The organism is Streptomyces sparsogenes subsp. cuspidosporus, from assembly GCF_039532705.1.
In the GTDB taxonomy this organism is placed as follows: Bacteria; Actinomycetota; Actinomycetes; order Streptomycetales; family Streptomycetaceae; genus Streptomyces; species Streptomyces sparsogenes.
On record NZ_BAAASD010000052.1, the window covers coordinates 1 to 14,782 of the forward strand.

Here is a 14,782-nt window from a genome sequence, read left to right on the forward strand (position 1 = left end):
ACTACACCTGGGACGCCGAGAACCACCTCACCACCGTCACCACCCCCGACGGCACCACCTGGCGCTACCTCTACGACCCCCTCGGCCGCCGCACCGCCAAACAACGCCTCGCCGACGACGGCGAAACCGTCGTCGAACAGGTCCACTTCACGTGGCACGGCAACACCCTCGTAGAACAGACGACCACCGCCCCGGACCTCCCCGACCCGGTGACGCTCACCTGGCATCACGACGGCGTACGGCCCGTGGCCCAGACCGAGCGCATCACGGAGGCCACCAGCCGGCGCGAGATCGACCGCCGGTTCTTCGCCATCGTCACCGACCTCGTCGGGACCCCCACCGAGCTCGTCGACGAAAGCGGCGAGATCGCCTGGCGGACCCGTACCACGTTGTGGGGTGCCACGACATGGGAGCGCGGCAGCACCGCGTACACCCCCCTGCGCTTTCCCGGCCAGTATTTCGACCCGGAAAGCGGCCTCCACTACAACCACCACCGCTACTACGACCCCACGACCGCCCGCTACACCACCCCCGACCCCCTCGGCCTCACCCCCGCCCCCAACCCGGCGGCCTACGTCCCCAATCCCCATGTGTGGATCGACCCCCTGGGGCTCTCCCCCTACTCCGTCCCGCGCGGCGGTCAGCCCCGGAGCCCGGATTTCGACGACATCGACTGGCTCGAACCGAGCTCCGCCGACGACGCGGGCGACTTCGCACAGTACTGGCACGTGTTCGGCCGTCCGGACAACGAAATGGTGTTCAGCGGCCACGGCGGTATCCGAGCAGGTGACGGCAGTCCGGCCACCGTCCCCGAGGGCACGAGCGTCGCCATGTACAGCGAGCACGGGACGATCCTCGACGGCGATCGGGCCACCATGGTCGAAGAAGGCATTCCCACTCCCTTGGAGGTGTTCGGGCCGGGAGAGCAGCTGCCCGACTATTCGCTGTTCCCGCCCGATGGACTGACGGTCAACGGCAGGACCGTGTCCCAGGAGACCCGCCTCTCGCAACTGCTTCAGCCGAACATGGGCCGGGTACACTGGGCCGCTTGCCGCTCGGTCATCTGAGATCCAGGAGTGTTGCGTTGACCCACTACGCGGATCTGTCCCCCTACGCCTACACAAAGGGGTCGGTCCCCGAGGGAATCGAAGCGGTCAGTATCGGGTGGCTGGAGCCGGGCGAGGAATTTCCCCGGGGAGCGGTTCCGGAGGATTTCATCCGGTCCCTGGCGCTGCTGTGCCGGGACGACCGCCATATGGTGATGCGCGGATGGCACCGCTGCACGCTCCCGCACCCGGGCGGAGAGGACGAGTACCCCGTGCGGATCCAGGTCGGCCAGGACCGCGTTTCCCTCGGCAGCGCCGAGGTGCGGGTGGTGGGCCGTGACGGCAGGTGGCTGGTGGCGCCCAATCTCGTCCACCACTACGTCACCGCGCACTCCTACCTCCCGCCGGAGGAGTTCATCGAGGCGGTCACGGCGCGGAGGACGGCCACGCCGCGGGTGTGACCCGGCGGCGCGGCCGTGCGCCGGTACGGCTCAGCAGCGCCGGGGCTTGGTCCACGAGCACTCGAGGTCGGCGGCCCCGCCCCGCTCGGCCGTGGCGCCCGGAACGGCCTTCGGCCGGACGGCGGTGACCCGGTCCGCCCCGGACTTGGCGAGCGTCACGACGATGGCGTCCTCCAGGCTCTTCACGGACGGCGCGAGGTAGTTATTGGTGACGACGCTGTAGACCAGTTCCCTGCCGTCCGCGTCGGTGACGTACCCGGAGAGCCCGGAGGCCCCGGTCAGCGAGCCGGTCTTGCCGCGCGCGTTGCCGGCCGCCGGGGTGCCGCACATCCGCGAGCGCAGGGTGCCGCCCACCATCCGGTCGGGGGCGCAGGCCACCGGCAGCGAGGCGTACCAGTCGGCGTACCAGGGTTCGTCGCGCACCGTCAGGAGCAGCTCGGCGAGGCGGCCGGCCGCGATATTGTCCATCCGGGACAGCCCGGAGCCGTCGACCTGGCGCACCGAGCCGGTGTCCACGCCCTGCTTCTTCAGCCAGTCGGAGATGGCCGCCAGGCCCGCGTCCCAGGTGCCGCGGCCGGCCGTCTCGTAGCCGATGGCCTTCGTGAGCACCTCGGCGTGGATGTTGTTGGACAGCTTCATGAACGGGATCAGCAGTTGCTTGAGGGGCATCGACCGGTGTGAGGCGAGCGGCCGCGCGTCGGGCGGGGTGGCCTTGCCGAGGCGGGTGGCCTTGTCGAGGTGGACGCCGTGCCGGGCCAGCGCGTCGGTGAAGACGGAGGCGGCGTAGCCGGTGGGCTCCCAGACGCTGACCCACTCCTTGGCGGGGCTGCTCCCGGCGGGGAGGGCGCCGCTGACCGTGAGGGTGTTGGAGCCGTGCTGCCGCTCGACGGTGAGGGTGGAGCCGCTGCCGGTGGCGCCGGTGGTGGCGCGGTTGTCGATCCGGAGGTAGTCGGTGCTGGGGGTGAGGGTGACCTCGGGCCGGTCGCCGGCTGCCGCGCCGGGGGTGGTCCGGACGATGACGCTGCCCGCGTCGTAGTCGGTGTCGGGGGCCAGGGTCAGCGGGGAGATCTGCGCCGCGTAGTAGGCGGACTCGTCGTCGGCGGCCCAGGAGCGGCCGACGCGCTGGGTGTCGAATCGGGTGTCGTCGGCGATCAGCCGGCCGGTGACCCGCTCGATGCCCGACTCGGCGAGGCTCGCGGCGAGCCGGTCGTAGTCCTCGGCGAGGAGGGTGGGGTCGCCGGTGCCGCGCAGATACAGGTCGCCGCGGAGCACCCGCCCGTGGCGGCTGCCGGCGGTGAGGACCTCGGTGCGGAAGGTGTAGTCGGGGCCGAGCAGTCCCATGGCGGCGGCCGAGGTGAAGAGTTTGGTGTTGGAGGCGGGCATCAGCCGGTCGTCGGGGCGGTGCTGGTAGAGGACGGCGCCGGTGTCGGCGTCGGCGACGACCACCCCCGCCGCGCCGCCCTTCAGCAGGGGGTCGGCGAGGATGGTGTCGAGGGCGTCGTCGAGCCCGGCCCGGGAGGTGTCGGCGCCGGCCGGCGAGCTCCAGGTCAGGGTGCAGACGAGGCCGATGACAAGGGGCCAGATCCAGGCGCGTGGCGCTCGGTTCACGCGATCAGCGGGTCTACTCATGGCATCGGAGGATGTCGTACGGCGACCCGCCGCGACAGGATCCGGCCCCGGGGAGTTCGATCAGCCCAGCCCCCAGGCGTGGCCCACTTGGTAGGCGGCGCAGAGGTTGACGTCGAGGACGTACGCGGCGGCGGTGCCGCACTGGGCTGGGCCGGTGCCGGGGTCGACCGGCTGGCCGTGGCCCATCCCGGTGATGCTGTACGTCTCGACCACGGGCGCGCCGGAGGGGTTGGTGTAGATCTTGTGCGGGTAACCGGCGACCGTGTCCTCGGTGTCGGCGGTCCGGTCGGCGCCCTGGACATCGGTCCACTGTGCCACCAGGTCGGTCATGTTGACCGGTTTCACGGTGTAGTCGGCGGTGCCCTGGAAGGCGATGAGCCGGGGCCAGGGCCCGGCGTATCCGGTCGGCGCCGCCGCGCGCACCCGGTTGCCCCACTGCGCGGCGGTCTGGGTGGCGCCTACGTACATGCAGGTGTACGGCGATCCGGCGGCCTGTGCGCAGCCGTACGGCAGCCCGGCGACGACCCCGCCCGCGGTGAACCGGTCGGGATAGGCGGCCATCAGCACGGTGGCCATCCCGCCGCCGGCGGACAGCCCGGTGGCGTAGACGCGCGAGCGGTCGGCGCCGGTGTCGGCGAGCTGCCGGTCGACCATCTGCTTGATCGACTCGGCTTCTCCCTGGCCTCGCGCGATGTCGCCGCTGACGAACCAGTTGAAGCAGGAGCTGATGTTGTTGGCGGTGGTCTGGCCGGGCAGCACGAGGGAGAAGCCCCAGCGGTCGGCGAGTTGGGTCCAGCCGCTCTGTGTGCCGTAGGCCGGGGCGTTCTGCTGGCAGCCGTGCATGGCGACGACCACGGGCCGTCCGGCGGGAAGCCCCTCCGGTATGTAGCGGTACATCTTCAGCGCGCCCGGGTTGGTTCCGAAGCCGGTGACCTCCTGGACGGAGGCCGCCTGGGCGACGGGGGCGGGGAGCAGGACGGCGGCGAGGGCCGTCAGCAGGGCGAGTAGTGCCGTTGCGGCTCTTGTCTTGGTCATGCCAAGCACGGTAGGAGCGCCCCCGGGGGCCCGATATGGCGCGGGACCCCACACCGCCGGACACGCCGCCGGGTCCCGGACCCAGGGTCCTCCCGCCGGGGCTTCGCCCAGCTCCACGCCCGCCGCACCACCACCGCCCGATTGGCCAGGCGGCCCTCCCGACCGCCGGTCAGCAGACCCCCGGACGGCCCGTGCAAGGGCGGCCCAGCCGGGACGGTCTCGCTCAGCCCAGGAAGCTCAGCCGAACCTGACGGTTGGGATTGTCCTTATTGGTGTCGACGAGGCACACGGACTGCCAGGTGCCGAGCGCCATCCTGCCACCGATGACCGGCAGCGTCGCATGCGGCGGGACGAGGGCGGGGAGCACATGGTCCCGGCCGTGGCCGGGGCTGCCGTGGCGGTGGCGCCAGCGGTCGTCGGCGGGCAACAGGTCGTGCAGGGCGGCGAGCAGATCGGTGTCGCTGCCCGCGCCCGTCTCCAGGATCGCGATACCGGCGGTCGCGTGCGGGACGAAGACGTTGAGCAGCCCGTCCCGGCCGTGGCTCACCTCCCGGAGGTAGGCCTCGCAGTCGGCGGTCAGGTCGGCCACCGTCTCGGTGGAGCCGGTGGTGATCCGGAGGATGTGGGTACGGAAGGTCTCGGTCATGCCTCCATCCTCGTACGTCCGCCCTGGATTCCGCCCCAGCGGGTGGCGGGCCGCCCGCCCCGCCGCGTCTCACGGCGCCGCGCGGCGACGGCGAAAAAGTTCCGGGACGAAAAAATGAGAATCGCCTAGGCGCATAAAAAACTTCGCGAATGAACTCGCCGAATTCACCCGGACAAAGAAAGTCCATAGCTTTATCCGGGAAGAATTCTGTTAACGTGCCGTCATGAAGTCGCAGCCCCTGGCGGACGGGCACGCCGCTCCTTCCCGGCGTGCCCGTCGCCGCGTCCGTACCGCCTCTGACACCGCCTCCGACGGGCCCGTATTCGTCGACTCCTCCGGCCGCAGGGCCCGTCTGCTGCGGCGGGCCGGGGTGCTGGCGGGAATCGCCTTCCTCGGATACACCATGGTGCTCGCGCTCGCCTTCATGGGCGGAACTCCTTTCGCTCCCGAAACGCTGATCCCGGGAAAGACGGGGGCTTCCGGGGAAAAGGAGCAATCCAACAAGGGCGGTGCCGGCAAAGGGAATTCGGCGTCCTCCTCGCCGACCGGCGGGGGATCGGCGTCCGGGAGCGGTGACTTCGCCACCGGGCCCGCGGTCCGGCCGTCGTTCGCGCGGAAGCACGCGGCCACGGCCGGCGGGCGGACGTCCGCCCCCGCCTCGGCGACCACGGCGGTGTCCTCCCGCGCCTCCACGCCGTCCAGAACGCCGTCGGCGTCGTCCTGGGCGTCTTCGTCCGGGGTGTCCTCGTCCGGGGTGTCCTCGGCGTCCTCGAAGCCGACCCCGTCCGCGTCCGCCCCGGCCGACGGCACCGCCACGGCCTCCCCCGAGGGCCAGGACGACGGCGGGCGGTCCGGCGCCGCGGACACGGGTTCTTCCGACGAATCGTGGGACGCCGGCTGATGGGCCGGACGGCCGCCCGCACCCCCGCACTGATTTCTCCGGCGCCACCGGCGCCCTACGACGCAACGCCCCGCTGGAGGTGGGCGGTATGAGTGACGACACCCTCGCCAAGGACACCGATGTGACGGTCGCCCCGCAGCGCGCGGGACGCCATCGGTCCGGGCCGTCCGCCGCTCCGGCGGGCGGTGGCGGCCGGGACCGCTATCTGGACATGCTGCGCTGCGTGGCGTTGGTGCGGGTGGTCACGTACCACACCTTCGTCTGGCCCTGGCTGAGCCTCGTCTTCCCCTCCATGGGGGTGATGTTCGCGCTGGCCGGGTCGCTGATGGCCCGCTCCCTGAAGCGTCCCGCGCTGTCGGTGCTGCGCGGGCGGCTGCGGCGGCTGCTGCCGCCGCTGTGGCTGTTCGGGGCGATCATCACGCTCGCCATGATGCTCAAGGGCTGGGCTCCGGAGGAACACCAGGTGGGCCGGTGGTGGGCCCGGATGCTGCTGTGGGTGGTCCCCGTGGCGGATCCCCCGCACAGCGCCTGGGGTTTCGAGGCCACCGAGATCCTCTGGTACCTGCGCACCTATCTGTGGTTCGTGCTGCTGTCGCCGCTGCTGCTGTGGGCCTTCCGGCGCGCCCCCGCGGCGGTGCTGTGCCTGTCGGCGGTGCCGATCGTGGTGTTCACCACGGTGTGGACCGTGCCGGAGGGGCAGGCGGGCATCGTCCTCCTCGACCTGGCCACCTACCTCGCCTGCTGGATGGCCGGCTTCGCCCACCGGGACGGACTGCTGGACCGCCTGCGCCCGGCCCTGGTGGTGTCCTGCGCCGCCCTGGCGATGGCGGTGGGCGGCTGGTGGGCCTTCGGCCACCGGGTCGACGGCTCGTACGACCTCAATGAGATCCCGCTGGCGCAGGCCTTCTGGTCGGTCGGGTTCGTCCTGTTGCTGCTGCGCTTCCGGCCCCGGCTGGACGGGCCGGCGCGGATCCGGGCGCTGGACCGGCTGGTGGTGGTCTTCAACAGCCGCGCGATCACGATCTATCTGTGGCACCAGACAGCGCTGATCCTCAGCGTGCCGCTGATCGACCATCTGTGGCATGTACGGGCGTTCGAGCTGTCGCTGCCCCTGGGAAGCATGTGGTTCCAGTTCGGGGTGGCCTGGGTGCTGATCGCGGTGGCCGTGGCGCTGTTCGGGTGGGTGGAGGACCTGGCCGCGAAACGCGAACCACGGCTCCTGCCGTCGCGTTGACCGGGCGCGGCGGCGGCAGGGCGGTCCGCGCGGCCGGGCGATCCAGCGCGGCCTGGCAGTCGGCGCGGCCGGGCAGTCCCCGGGGCCCGGGCCCCGGCTCAGCCGTCGCCGCGCTCCCGTGTCCCCTCGGCGCCTTCCGCCCGGGCCCCGCGGGCCCGCCCGCGCCCCAGCAGCGCGCCACCGCCGACGACCAGGCCGATGGCCACCACCCGGGCCGCGCCGTAGTATCCGGTCGCCGACTCGCCCGGGGCGCCGGGCAGTTCGAGGAAGACCCACGCGCCCGCGAGAACCCCCGCCACGACCAGGAGCGCGCCGCCGATCGGCCCGAGCCCCCACCACCAGGGGGACGCGTCGTGGCGTGACGCGTCCGGCCGGTCGGTCCGCTGTTCCGTCATGGGGACTCCTCTCGCGACGGTGTCCGGGGATGGGCCCGAAACCCTTCGAGCAGTCAGATGCACGACGGGCACAAGGGGTTCCCGACCAGCGTATCTCCGGCCGCGACACCTCTGCCGGCCGGTCAGCCGAGGGCCTCGCGTATGTTGCCCCGCAGCACGTGCAGATCGTCGCGGACCGCTTCGTACGTCGCCTTGTTCCGCTGGATGTCGGCGCGCTGGTGCTTGGTGGCGGAGGTCCACCACACGCCGGCGGTGTTGTGCTCCCGCTTGCACTCGACGTCCGCGACGGCGGTCCGCACCTCCCGCCGGCTGTGGGTGGTGTTGCCGTCCTTGCCCCGGCCCCACGCCTTGGCGCCGTACGCGGCCATCGGATCCGGGTAGCGCTCGCCCCCCTTGTCCGTGACGCACTTCGACCAGGTGGCGAAGGCCCGGCGCACCTCCCGGTCCTTCATCACCGCCTTGTGCAGGGCCGCGTCCCGCCCGGGGACATAGGTCCACATGCGGGTGAGGTTCTCGACGCCCTTCACGAGCCGACGGTTCGCCTGCCCCGAGCACCCCTGCTCGGGGGGCTTGCGCCCGCTGGGCGTGTCCCGGCCGCCGGACCTGCCGTACAGGGCGGCGAACTCACGGTCCGTCATCGCCCGTCCGGCCGGTTCCGGGGGCCGGCGGCGGGAGACCTCCGGGTCCCAGCCGTAGCCCCACCGCTCGGCCTTGTCGAGGTCGAGCCGGCCCAGCGGTGTCGGCGCTGCCGTGACGGTCAGCGTCCCCGAGACCGTCGGCACGCTCGGGGGCTTGGGATCGGCGGGGAAGTCGGTGAAGCCGAGGTCCACCATGCACCGCTGGGCCAGTCGCTGCTGCGCCTTCGTCCACCGCCTGCTCTCGTCGTTGCCGAGCCGGTAGCGGTCGAGCGGGAGGGGCGGCAGGTGCTTCTCGTCCGTGACCTCCGGGGCTCCCTTCACCCCGGGGGACGAGGGCGTGTCGGCGGTGGAGCCACAGCCCGTCAGCGCCGCCATGAGCAGGGCGGCGGCCCACCACCGCGCGCGTCGTGCCACCATCGAACAACCTTCCGGACGTCCCACCCGAGACGTCGGACCCTACCGCGAGGGACACGGCCGGGAAGATCCGGCCGCCCGCCGTCGTTGGTGGAAGCGTGAACGACACAGCAGCGGTGCGCGAGGTCGACGTCGTGGTCATCGGCGCCGGGCAGGCGGGGCTGTCCAGCGCCTACCACCTGCGACGGGCGGGGTACGAGCCGGGCACGGGCTTCGTCGCCCTCGACCACTCCCCCGGCCCCGGGGGCGCCTGGCAGTTCCGCTGGCCGTCGCTGACGTACGGCAAGGTGCACGGGATGTACGACCTGCCGGGCATGCGGCTGACCGGCGCGGCCGACGGGCGGCCGTCGTCCGAGGTCATCGCGGAGTACTTCGCGCGCTACGAGACCGCCTTCGACCTGCGGGTCGCGCGTCCGGTCGATGTGGCGGCGGTGCGCGAGGGCGAGGGCGGGCGGCTGCGGGTGGAGAGCCCGGCGGGGGTGTGGTCCACCCGCGCGCTGATCAACGCGACCGGCACCTGGGACCGGCCCTTCTGGCCCCGCTACCCCGGCCAGGCGACGTTCCGCGGGCGGCAGCTGCACACCGCCCAGTACCCGGGTCCCGAGGCCTTCGCCGGGCTGCGGGTGGTCGTCGTCGGGGGCGGGGCCTCCGGCGTGCAGCACCTCCTGGAGATCGCCGAGGTGGCCGCGGAGACCACCTGGGTGACGCGCCGGCCGCCGGTGTTCCGCTCCGGGCCGTTCGGCGAGGAGCAGGGGCGGGCGGCCGTGGCCATGGTGGAGGAGCGGGTGCGGCGCGGGCTGCCCCCGCTCAGCGTGGTGTCCGTGACCGGGCTGCCCATGACCGAGGCGATGGAGCGGGCCCGCGCGAAGGGCGTGCTCGACCGGAAGCCGATGTTCGAGCGGATCACCCCGACCGGCGTGGCCTGGGCGGACGGGCGGGCCGTGGACGCCGACGTCATCCTGTGGGCCACGGGCTTCCGCGCCGCCATCGACCACCTCGCGCCCCTGAGGCTGCGCGAGCCGGGCGGCGGGATCGCCGTCGAGGGCACGCGGGCGCTTCGCGACCCCCGTGTCCACCTGGTCGGCTACGGCCCGTCGGCGAGCACGGTCGGCGCCAACCGGGCGGGGCGGGCCGCCGTACGGGAGATCAAGGCACTGCTCGCGGCGCCCGAGCGCGCCACGTTGCCGGTTGCACCGGTCGCCTGAGCCCGAGCGCCGGCAACCGCGTCGCCGGCGTCGCCCGCCCGGCCGCGCCGGTGCTAGGCGCCCCGCCCGTGGCGGCCGGCGGCCGCCAGGGTCGAGTCGCGGACCACCAGCTCCGGCTGCAGGACGATGCGCCGGTGCCGGTGCGCGTCGGCGTCCTCGCCCGTCTCCTCGATCAGCAGTTCCGCCGCCGTACGGCCCATCCGGAAGGCGGGCTGCCGTACGGAGGTCAGCGGTACGGCCGCGGCCGAGGCGAACTCGATGTCGTCGTACCCCACCAGCGCCACGTCGTGCGGCACCGACACCCCGGCCGCGAAGAGCGCCTGCAGCACCCCGAGCGCCAGCAGGTCGTTGGCGCAGAACACGGCCGTGGGCCGCGGCGACATGCCCAGCAGCCGCGCCCCCGCGTCCCGCCCCGCCGCCACGTCGAGCCGCTCGGCCTCGATGTGCGCCAGCGCCTCCGGCTCCATGCCTGCCTCGGCGAGCGCGGCGAGCACGCCCTTGTGCCGGTCCTGGCACTGGGGCAGTTGCATCGGGCCGCTGACGTAGACCAGGGCGCGGTGCCCCTGGGCGATCAGGTGGCGGCCCGCGAGGGCGCCGCCCTCGACGTCGTCCACGGACACCGAACAGCCCTGGTCGTCCGGCATCTCACGGTCCACGAAGACATACGGGATGTCGTGGCGCCGGAAGTTGCGCAGATTCTGCCCGGCGGCGTCGGCGGGGGTGACCAGCACCCCGCGCACGCGGTGCTCGGCGAACAGGGCGAGGTAGTCGGCCTCTTCGTCGGGGCTCTGCGCGCTGTTGCACACCATCACCCCGAGCCCCGCCTCGCGCGCCGCCCGCTCCGCGCCACTGGCCACGTCCACGAAGAACGGGTTGGCCATGTCCAGCACCAGCAGCGAGATGATCCGGCTGCGCCCCGCCCGGAGCTGCCGCGCCGACTCGCTGCGCACATAGCCCAGCCGTTCGATCGCGGCGTGCACCCGGTGGCGGGTGGCCTCGGCGACCATCTCCGGCCGGTTGATCACATTGGAGACCGTACCGACGGACACGCCCGCCTGCCGCGCGACGTCCTTGATCCCTACCATGCGTCCCACGACCTTCGACCGCCGCCTTCCCGCGGCCGATGGGGGCCGCGGGACCCATGCTAGGCCGTCCGCGACGCGGTCCTCGTCCCGATCTCCGGGTTCAGCGCGGCCGCGCCAGGCTCGATCCGCGGACCACGAGTTCCGGCAGCAGCACGATCCGCTGGTGCCGGTGGGCGTATGCCGTCTCGGCCGTCTCCTCGATCAGCAGCTCCGCCGCCGTACGGCCCATCCGGAACGCCGGCTGGCGCACCGAGGTCAGCGGCACCGCGGCCGCCGCCGCGAACTCGATGTCGTCGTAGCCCACCAGCGCCATCTCCTCGGGCACCGACACCCCGGCCCCGTACAGCGCCTGCAGCACCCCGAGCGCCAGCAGGTCGTTGGCGCAGAACACGGCCGTGGGCCGCGGCGACATGCCCAGCAGCCGCGCCCCCGCGTCCCGCCCCGCCGCCACGTCGAGCCGCTCGACCTCGACATGGCGCAGCGCGTCCCCGTCCAGGCCGGTCTCGCGCAGGGCGCGCAGCGCGCCGGTGCGGCGGTCGTGGCACTGGGCGAGCTGCATGGGGCCGCTGACGTACGCGAGGGAGCGGTGTCCGTGGGCGAGGAGGTGGCGGACGGCGAGCGTGCCCCCGATGACGTCGTCGACGGAGACCGAGCAGCCCTCCGCGCTGGGCACCACGCGGTCGACGAACACGAAGGGGATGCCGTGGCGCCGGAAGGACTCCAGGTTCCGGCCGGTGATGTCGGCGGGGGTGACCAGGACGCCGCGTACCCGCTGCTCGGTGAAGAGCGCCAGGTACTCCGCCTCCTCCTCGGGGCTCTGGGCGCTGTTGCACACCATCACCCCGAGCCCCGCCTCGCGCGCCGCCCGCTCCGCGCCACTGGCCACGTCCACGAAGAACGGGTTGGCCATGTCCAGCACCAGCAGCGAGATGATCCTGCTGCGCCCCGCCCGGAGCTGCCGCGCGGACTCGCTGCGGACGTAGCCGAGCCGTTCGATGGTGGCCAGGACCCGGGCGCGGGTCTCCTCCGACACCGACTCCGGGCGGTTGATGACGTTGGAGACCGTGCCGACGGAGACCCCGGCCTGGCGGGCCACCTCCTTGATCCCCACCGGACGTGCCATCAAGCGGCGACTTCCACAAGCTCCAGGCCGGTGAGGTCGGCCAGGGCGCGCAGCTCGGGCAGCAGCCGGCCGGTGGCCAGCGCCCAGTGGTGGGCGACGCCGCTCGCGCTCCAGGCGTCGGTCCACTCCCCCGGGTCACAGCCGAAGTCGACGCGCGAGGTGGTGTTGCCGATCCGCAGCAGGGGGCCGCCGACCACCTCGCCCTCGGAGGCGACGATCCGGTAGCGGCCGTCCCGGGTCTGGCCGAGTCCCACCAGGGTGACCGGGCCGTGCCGGACGTCGAACTCGACGGACACGCCCCAGCCGCGCTTCCCGTGGTAGACGCCGAGGCCGCGCAGCAGCGGCTTGCGTTCGCTGATGGCCAGGTGGCCGGGCCCGTCGTGGCCCATCTCGACCACCGCGTCCCGGAAGTTGAGCGCCTGCAGCTCGGTGAAGGAACCGCCGGCGCCGAACCGGTCGCAGATCAGCATGGCCAGCGAGGTGCGCAGCTCGTACTCGCCGGCCGCCGGGACGCCGCGGGCGGTGAGCAGCGAGGAGCCGAGGATCATGCCCGCGCCCAGCTTCTCGTGGATCTCGCCGTCCAGTCCCCGGTGGTAGTACGCCAGCGAGTCCAGGTCGAAGTCGGCCACCAGCCGGTCCAGGCCGACGGCCACCCGGGCCGCCCAGGTCAGGTCCTCCTCGACGACGGAGTCGGCGAGCTCGAACACCTGGCGGGTCTCGGCCAGCTTCGCCTCGACCTCGTCGTCCTCGACCTGCTGGACGCGCACCCGCAGGTCGTCGAACTCCAGCACCTCCACATGGCCGCCGAGATTGCCGGTGACCATGGTGAGGTCGGTGGACACGTCGTACATCCCCGGGTAAAGGTGGCCCATCAGCCCGTGGCGCCCGTGGCGCAGCACGGACCGCACCCCGGCGGCCCGGATCCAGCGGCCGATGCGGTCCCAGGCCCGCTGGTCCTCCAGATACCCGGACACCGAGCGGAAGGGGACGCCGACCCGTTCGAAGGCGTTCGCCATCTCGGGCAGCGGACACGCGCCGCAGTAGGCGAGCCAGGCGCCGGTGTCGAAGGACGCGTGGTCCATGGCCTCGGTGGGCTGGAGGTTGATCAGCAGGACGGGGGCGCCGCTGCGCTGGGCGATGGGGACCAGCATGGTGGCGGTCATGTAGGTGGTGAGAAAGCCGACGATGAGGTCGCAGTCGGCGGCGCGGAGCTTCTCGGCGGCCACCGCGCCCTCCTGGGCGTCGGAGATGAAGCCCACGTCGACGACCTCGGCGTCGAACTCCCGCATGCGCTCGGTGACCCGCTCCGCGGAGCGGCGCAGCTGCGGCAGCAGGTCGGGGAACTGGGGCCAGTACGCCCCGAGTCCGCCCGCGACCAGCCCGATCTTCGGCTTGCGGGCGACGGCGGGGGTGCGTGCGTTCATGGCGGGTCCTTCGTGTCGTCGGTTCCTTGTCCGGTGGCGGCCGCGCCGCGGGTTCGGGGACCGCCCGGGGAGAGGCGGTCCCCGGGCCCGGGGCTACGCGAGGTGGAAGACCTCCGTCAGCGGCTTCATCGCCTCGTCCGGCTTCGCGCCGTCGAGCGCCTCGAAGAAGTCCGCCATCTCGGCCTGCCATCGCGCGTTGACGTCGGTCCCGTCCATGGCGGCCCGGGCCGCGGCGAAGTCCTCCGTCTCCAGGTAGCCGACCAGCAGTCCGTCCTCGCGCAGGAAGAGCGAGTAGTTGTGCCAGCCGGCGGCGGACAGGGCCTCGAGCATCTCGGGCCAGACGGCGGCGTGGCGCTCGCGGTACTCCGCGAGCCGGTCCTGGCGGACCTTCAGCAGGAAGCAGACGCGCTGCATGCCGGGCCGCCTCAGAAGTCGAAGTCGTCGATGTTGTTCTTGTCGAAGACGGTGGGCGGCCCGAGGATGACCTCGCCGTCCTTGCCGATCGTGTACTCGCCGAGCTTGCCGGCCTTGAACTTCTCGCCCTCCGCGCCGGTGATCTGCCCGGAGGCGAGCGCCGCCGCCGCGTACGAGCCGAGGTAGCCGAGCTTCTTCGGGTCCCACAGGGAGAACTGCTCGACGGTGCCGTCCTTGACGTACTTGCGCATCTGGTTGGGCGTGCCGAGGCCGTTGATCACGACCTTGCCCTTGTAGGAGGAGCCGCTGATGTAGCGGGCGGCCGCGGCGATGCCGACGGTGGTGGGCGAGATGATGCCCTTCAGGTCGGGGTAGGCCTTCAGCAGGCCCTGGGTCTCCTGGAAGGACTTCTGGTCGTCGTCGTCGCCGTAGGCGGTCTTGACCAGCTTCATGTTCTTGTACTTGGGCTTCTTCAGCTCGTCCTTCATGAACTCGATCCAGGTGTTCTGGTTGGTCGCGTTCTGGGTGGCCGAGAGAATGGCGATCTCGCCCTTGTAGTCGAGCTGTTCGGCGATGTGCTGGACCTGGCTGCGGCCGATCTCCTCGGAGCTGGCCTGGTTGATGAACAGCTGGCGGCAGTCCTTGGCCGTGTCCGAGTCGTAGGCCACGACCTTGATGTCCTTCTTCATGGCCTGCTTGAGGGGGCCGCACACCGCGTTGGGGTCGTTGGCGGCGATCAGGATGGCGTCCTGCCGCTGCTGGATGAGGGTGTTGATGTACGAGACCTGGGAGGAGGCGCTGGCGTCGGAGGGGCCGACCTCCTTGCCCTCGCCGCTGAACTCCTTGGCGGCGGCGATGCCCGCGTCGTCGACGATCTTCTCGTACGGGTTGTTGATCTGCTTGGGCAGGAAGGCGAGCTTGAGCCCCTTCTTCAGCGGGGCGCCGGGGTCGGCCTTGGCGTCCGTGGCCTTGGCGCCACCGCCGCTGTTGTGGTCGGAGTCCTTCTTGGTGGTGCCGCCGCATCCCGCGAGGGTGACGGCCAGGGCACAGGCCGTGGCGAGGGTCGCCGCGGCGCGGCGCCGGGAGGACGTGCGGAGGAACATGGGGAGACCTTTCGGGGAAGGGGGAGGTG

The 14,782-nt window shown here is 72.4% G+C and carries 15 protein-coding genes; 5 read left to right on the forward strand and 10 right to left on the reverse strand.

Going from position 1 to position 14,782, the window contains the following annotated elements; translation table 11 throughout:
* Together ABFY07_RS37155 and ABFY07_RS37160 are read left to right on the forward strand one after the other, a co-directional pair.
* The coding region (locus tag ABFY07_RS37155) for an RHS repeat-associated core domain-containing protein (RefSeq protein ID WP_346178712.1) at nt 1-1,067 on the forward strand (1,067 nt) is incomplete at its 5' end.
* Nucleotides 1,068-1,084: 17 nt separating this feature from the next.
* Nucleotides 1,085-1,507, forward strand: a complete 423-nt coding sequence (locus ABFY07_RS37160; protein WP_346178713.1) for a DUF7919 family protein — start codon at nt 1,085-1,087, stop codon at nt 1,505-1,507.
* Between the two features lie 30 nt (nt 1,508-1,537).
* Here the strand turns inward: ABFY07_RS37160 and dacB are convergent, their stop codons facing one another.
* The 3 genes from dacB to ABFY07_RS37175 all read right to left on the reverse strand — a co-directional run bounded on the left by dacB (nt 1,538) and on the right by ABFY07_RS37175 (nt 4,817).
* Complete coding sequence (gene dacB / locus ABFY07_RS37165) at nt 1,538-3,136, reverse strand: D-alanyl-D-alanine carboxypeptidase/D-alanyl-D-alanine endopeptidase (RefSeq protein ID WP_346178714.1); 1,599 nt, start codon at nt 3,134-3,136, stop codon at nt 1,538-1,540.
* 60 nt (nt 3,137-3,196) lie between these two features.
* Complete coding sequence (locus tag ABFY07_RS37170) at nt 3,197-4,171, reverse strand: extracellular catalytic domain type 1 short-chain-length polyhydroxyalkanoate depolymerase (protein WP_346178715.1); 975 nt, start codon at nt 4,169-4,171, stop codon at nt 3,197-3,199.
* A 223-nt stretch (nt 4,172-4,394) separates the two neighbouring features.
* On the reverse strand, nt 4,395-4,817 hold the full coding sequence (locus tag ABFY07_RS37175) for a secondary thiamine-phosphate synthase enzyme YjbQ (RefSeq protein WP_065966373.1): 423 nt from the start codon (nt 4,815-4,817) through the stop codon (nt 4,395-4,397).
* A gap of 223 nt (nt 4,818-5,040) precedes the next feature.
* Here ABFY07_RS37175 and ABFY07_RS37180 point away from each other — a divergent pair, with 223 nt between their 5' ends.
* Nucleotides 5,041-5,718 carry a hypothetical protein gene (locus ABFY07_RS37180; RefSeq protein ID WP_346178716.1) on the forward strand — a complete coding sequence of 226 codons (678 nt, stop codon included), beginning with the start codon at nt 5,041-5,043 and terminating at the stop codon, nt 5,716-5,718.
* An 88-nt stretch (nt 5,719-5,806) separates the two neighbouring features.
* The gene (locus ABFY07_RS37185) at nt 5,807-6,952 is read left to right on the forward strand and encodes an acyltransferase family protein (RefSeq protein WP_346178717.1); all 1,146 of its coding nucleotides are present in this window, start codon (nt 5,807-5,809) and stop codon (nt 6,950-6,952) included.
* 98 nt (nt 6,953-7,050) lie between these two features.
* Here the strand turns inward: ABFY07_RS37185 and ABFY07_RS37190 are convergent, their stop codons facing one another.
* Nucleotides 7,051-7,347, reverse strand: a complete 297-nt coding sequence (locus ABFY07_RS37190; protein WP_346178718.1) for a hypothetical protein — start codon at nt 7,345-7,347, stop codon at nt 7,051-7,053.
* 122 nt (nt 7,348-7,469) lie between these two features.
* A complete protein-coding gene (locus tag ABFY07_RS37195; RefSeq protein ID WP_346178719.1) occupies nt 7,470-8,402 on the reverse strand; it encodes a hypothetical protein in 933 nt (310 codons plus the stop codon).
* 113 nt (nt 8,403-8,515) lie between these two features.
* Between ABFY07_RS37195 and ABFY07_RS37200 the strand changes: the two genes are divergently transcribed.
* Nucleotides 8,516-9,604, forward strand: a complete 1,089-nt coding sequence (locus tag ABFY07_RS37200; protein ID WP_346178749.1) for an NAD(P)-binding domain-containing protein — start codon at nt 8,516-8,518, stop codon at nt 9,602-9,604.
* Between the two features lie 53 nt (nt 9,605-9,657).
* Here the strand turns inward: ABFY07_RS37200 and ABFY07_RS37205 are convergent, their stop codons facing one another.
* The 5 genes from ABFY07_RS37205 to rhaS form a co-directional block, all read right to left on the reverse strand.
* Entirely contained in the window at nt 9,658-10,689 is a 1,032-nt protein-coding gene (locus ABFY07_RS37205) for a LacI family DNA-binding transcriptional regulator (protein WP_346178720.1), read from the reverse strand.
* 100 nt (nt 10,690-10,789) lie between these two features.
* Nucleotides 10,790-11,812 (reverse strand): LacI family DNA-binding transcriptional regulator, encoded by a 1,023-nt coding sequence (locus ABFY07_RS37210; protein WP_346178721.1) that lies wholly within the window; start codon nt 11,810-11,812, stop codon nt 10,790-10,792.
* Nucleotides 11,812-13,236, reverse strand: coding sequence for an L-fucose/L-arabinose isomerase family protein (locus ABFY07_RS37215; RefSeq protein ID WP_346178722.1), 1,425 nt, complete (start codon nt 13,234-13,236; stop codon nt 11,812-11,814). The genes ABFY07_RS37210 and ABFY07_RS37215 overlap by 1 nt, the downstream gene beginning before the upstream one ends.
* A 93-nt stretch (nt 13,237-13,329) precedes the next feature.
* Complete coding sequence (locus ABFY07_RS37220) at nt 13,330-13,650, reverse strand: L-rhamnose mutarotase (RefSeq protein WP_065966365.1); 321 nt, start codon at nt 13,648-13,650, stop codon at nt 13,330-13,332.
* Nucleotides 13,651-13,661: 11 nt separating this feature from the next.
* Complete coding sequence (rhaS, locus tag ABFY07_RS37225; RefSeq protein ID WP_346178723.1) at nt 13,662-14,753, reverse strand: rhamnose ABC transporter substrate-binding protein; 1,092 nt, start codon at nt 14,751-14,753, stop codon at nt 13,662-13,664.
* Between the last annotated feature and the right edge of the window lie 29 nt (nt 14,754-14,782).